This window comes from Oleiphilus sp. HI0132, from assembly GCF_001635845.1.
Genome location: NZ_LWGJ01000849.1, coordinates 1 through 565 on the forward strand (window position 1 = coordinate 1; position 565 = coordinate 565).

Annotated in this window: 1 protein-coding gene; it reads left to right on the top strand. The window is 46.5% G+C overall.

The window, feature by feature from the left end:
- Positions 1-565, top strand: a 565-nt coding sequence (locus A3766_RS09625) for a transketolase C-terminal domain-containing protein (protein WP_304440957.1), incomplete at both ends; no start/stop codon positions are given.

Sequence of the window (565 nt, forward strand, 5' to 3'; positions counted from 1 at the left end):
ATCTTTATGGAATACGCACGCAATGCTGTACGTATGTCTGCACTCATGAAGCAGCGTGCTATCTATGTATTTACACATGATTCTATTGGTCTGGGCGAAGATGGCCCAACTCATCAGCCGGTCGAGCAGATTTCAAGTTTGCGTCTAACGCCTAACATGAACTGCTGGAGGCCTTGTGATACGGTTGAGTCAGCCGTGTCGTGGAAGCATTCCCTTGAGCGTGCCGATGGCCCATCTTCATTGATTTTCTCGCGGCAAAACCTAGTTCACCAAGAGCGAAGTAAAGAGCAAGTTGCAAATATTGAGCGTGGTGGTTACATCTTGAAAGACTGTGAAGGCTTGCCAGATTTGATTCTGATCGCTACAGGTTCTGAAGTAGGATTGGCAGTTGCTGCTGCAGACGAACTTACTAAGCGTGAAGTTAATGTCCGAGTTGTTTCTATGCCTTGTACTGATGTTTTTGATCAGCAAGATATCGAATATCGCCTGTCTGTTTTACCTCTTGAGGTTCCTGCGCGTATTGCTATTGAGGCAGCGATCGCCGATTACTGGTACAAGTATGTGG